We start from the raw sequence: 3,297 nt of genomic DNA, 5'->3' as shown, positions 1-3,297 counted from the left end.
GGCGCGACGAACAGGTCGGCGGTGCCGTCGGCGTGCACCACCGTATAGGAGAGCGCGACCGGGGTGCGGGTCACGTCGCCGCCGCGCACGTTGAGCAGCCAGGCAGTCGATTCGAGTGCGGCGAGCACCACCGCATCGGCCTTCTCCGCGAGGAGCCAGTCGGCGACGGCGGCGCGCTTCTCGGCGGAGCTACGGCCGGCATGGACGGTGTCATGGACGGCAAGCTTGGCGTCCGACGGCTGCGGGCGATCGGGCCAGACGGCATCGACGGGATTGGTATCCACCGGCACCAGCGTCGCGCCGATCGCCGCGAGCGCCTTCGTTGCCTCCTCCACCCAGGCGCGGGTGTGGAGCCAGGGATCGTAGCCGATGCGTGCACCCTGTTTGACATGACCGGCGAGCCAGCCCGACACGCTCGTCTCGGGCACGCCGACGAACTGCCAATCGTCGCCCGACACCTGCTCGCGGACCTGCAGCGTGTAGCGGCCGTCGGTGAAGATTGCCGCCTCCGCGGGCAGGACCACCGCGGTGCCGGCCGAGCCCTGGAAACCGGTGAGCCAGGCGAGGCGCTGGGCGTAGGCGCCGACATATTCGCTCATATGCTCATCGGTGAGGGGAACGACGAAGCCGTCGAGCTGCTGGTGCGCGAGCTGGTCACGCAGGGCGGCGAGGCGGGCGGTGTAGGTGGACATGGGACTCCCTTGCACTTTGGTTCGCGGCCCGCCTTTCCCATCTCGGTTCGCCCTGAGCTTGCCGAAGGCCGTATCACGAGCGCCGCCGGTTGGGGCACGTGCTTCGACAGGCTCAGCACGAACGGGGAAAGATGCGTGTGCCGGTTTTACCACCCCGATATGGCAGATACGCGCGCTTCGTGCCATGCAGCCGCGATGATCCTCTCTCCCCAGGGCCGCGCATGACCGGCGCGGACGTTCTTATCGTCGGTTCGGGCGCCGCCGGCCTCACCGCCGCGCTGAACCTCGCCGATCGCTTCCAGGTCACCGTGCTGGCCAAGGGCGCGCTCAACGAGGGCTCGACCGCCTGGGCGCAGGGCGGGATCGCCGCGGTGCTCGAGCCGGGCGATACGTTCGAGAACCATGTCGAGGACACGATGGTCGCGGGCGCGGGGCTCAACGACCGCGAGATCGTCGAGTTCGTGGTGGAGAATGCGCCCGCGGCGATCGAGCGCCTGCAGAAGCTGGGCGTGCCCTTCGCGCAGGACGGCAATGCGTTGCACCTCACGCGCGAGGGCGGGCATTCGCACCGGCGGATCGTGCATGTCGACGACGCCACCGGCTGGGCGGTGCAGGAGGCGCTGCAGAAGGCCGCCGAGGCGCATCCCAATATCACCCTGGTGCCCGACCAGGTGGCGATCGACCTGGCCACCAGCCGGCACGAGGAGCGCTATTCGGGCGCGGGCAACGTCTGGGGCGTGTACGCGGTGGACCGCAAGACGGGCCGCGTGAACCTCTACACCGCGCGCGCGACCATCCTGGCGACGGGGGGCGCCGGACGCACCTATCTTTTCTCGACCGCGCCGCGCGGCGCGACCGGCGACGGGATCGCGATGGCGTGGCGGGCGGGCGCGCGCGTCTCCAACATGGAGATGATGCAGTTCCACCCGACCTGCCTGTACAATCTCGATGTCAAGAACTTCCTCATCACCGAGGCGGTGCGCGGCGAGGGCGGGCGGCTGACCAACCCGCAGACCGGCAAGCGCTTCATGACCTATTATGACGCGGAGCGGCTGGAGCTGGCGCCGCGCGACGTGGTGGCGCGCGCGATCGACGCCGAGATCAAGCGCTACGGCCTCGATTACGTCCACCTCGACATCAGCCACATGGCCCCGGATTTCGTGCGCGGGCACTTCCCCAATATCTACGACAAGCTGATGGGGCTCGGCATCGACATGACGACCCAGCCGATCCCGGTGGTGCCGGCGCAGCATTACACCTGCGGCGGAATCATCGTCGATCGCGACGGGCGCACCGATCTGCCGAACCTTTATGCGGCGGGCGAATGCACCGAGAGCGGGCTGCACGGGGCGAACCGGCTGGCGTCCAACTCGCTGCTGGAATGCTTCGTCTTCGGCGAGGCGGCGGCGAACCATATCGCGGCGCATTGGGATCGCCTGCCGCCGGTGCCGGCGATCCGGCCGTGGGACGAAAGCCGCGTCACCGATTCCGACGAGGAAGTGGTGATCAAGCAGAACTGGACCGAGATTCGCCGCTTCATGTGGAATTACGTGGGCATCGTGCGCACCACCAAGCGGCTGGAGCGCGCGCAGCATCGCATCAAGATGCTGACCGCCGAGGTGGAGGATTATTACGGCCACTTCCGTGTGACGCCGGACCTGATCGAACTCAGGAACCTGCTCCAGACCGCGGAGCTGATCGTGCGGTCGGCGCTGATGCGGCATGAGAGCCGTGGACTGCATTTTACGCTCGACTGGCCCGAGACGCTGGCGGTGCCGGTGGATACGGTGCTGGTGCCGTGACCTTCCTCCCTCCCGTCCAGGGAGGGGAGGAAGGCCGTGTTCCCGTGAGGTAACCTTATTCCATCGCACGTCAGGCGCTGTTCATCGCAGAACCGGTAACATCCGGTTTTCAATGGCGACTTTTCGGATAGCCTCCCATTCCATGACACGGGGCGGGCGCGGATCATGATGGGACGGCTGATCGCGGGGGCAGCGCTGCTCTCGCTTGCTGGCTGCGTCGGCGAGCCCCCGTCCCGAACCGCGCGTGCGGTGGCGCCTGCCCCGGCCCCCTCCTACGTCGTCGCGATCCCCGTGCCGAAGCCCAGGCCGCTGCCCGTCAATCGCGCGCCGCACGGGCTGGAAACCGCCATCCACCAGATGGTTCGCGAGTTCCCGGGAACCGCCGGCGTCGCGGTGCGCGCGGTGGACGAGGGCTGGACGATCCAGGCCGGCGGCCGCCGCCTGCTGCCGCAGCAAAGCGTGAGCAAGCTGTGGGTGGCGATGACCGTGCTGGACCAGCGGGACAGCGGGCGCCTGAAGCTGGACGATCCGATCAGCGTCACCGCGGCGGACCTGACGCTGTTCCACCAGCCGATCGCCTCCCTGGTGAAGAACGGCACCTGGAACACCACCGTCGGCAACCTTCTGTTCCGCGCGCTGACGCAGAGCGACAATACCGCCAATGACCGGCTGCTGACGCTGGTCGGCGGGCCGGGCGCGGTTCGATCGTTCATCGAGCGCAAGCAGCTGGGCGACATCCGCTTCGGGCCGGGCGAGCGGCTGCTCCAGGCGGGCACGGCCGGGCTGACGTGGAACCAGTCGAT

At 68.4% G+C, this 3,297-nt stretch carries 3 protein-coding genes; 2 read left to right on the top strand and 1 reads right to left on the bottom strand.

Features of this window, described 5'->3' with window-relative positions:
• Positions 1–692: aminopeptidase P family N-terminal domain-containing protein (locus tag ACFDTH_RS17905; protein WP_375288905.1), on the bottom strand; the 692-nt coding region annotated here is incomplete at its 3' end.
• Between the two features lie 221 nt (positions 693–913).
• Here ACFDTH_RS17905 and nadB point away from each other — a divergent pair.
• Together nadB and ACFDTH_RS17895 are read left to right on the top strand one after the other, a co-directional pair.
• Positions 914–2,494, top strand: a complete 1,581-nt coding sequence (nadB, locus tag ACFDTH_RS17900; protein WP_375288904.1) for an L-aspartate oxidase — start codon at positions 914–916, stop codon at positions 2,492–2,494.
• Positions 2,495–2,659: 165 nt separating this feature from the next.
• Positions 2,660–3,297 (top strand): serine hydrolase (locus ACFDTH_RS17895; RefSeq protein ID WP_375288903.1); only part of this gene is annotated, 638 nt, incomplete at its 3' end.

This window comes from Sphingomonas sp. (genome assembly GCF_042096255.1).
Lineage (GTDB): Bacteria > Pseudomonadota > Alphaproteobacteria > Sphingomonadales > Sphingomonadaceae > Sphingomonas.
This window is presented reverse-complemented; position numbering and strand designations above follow the sequence as displayed.

Excerpts from the sequence above, each read along its gene's own strand:
- nadB (WP_375288904.1), top strand. The coding sequence starts at position 914 with ATGACCGGCGCGGACGTTCTTATCGTCGGTTCGGGCGCCGCCGGCCTC.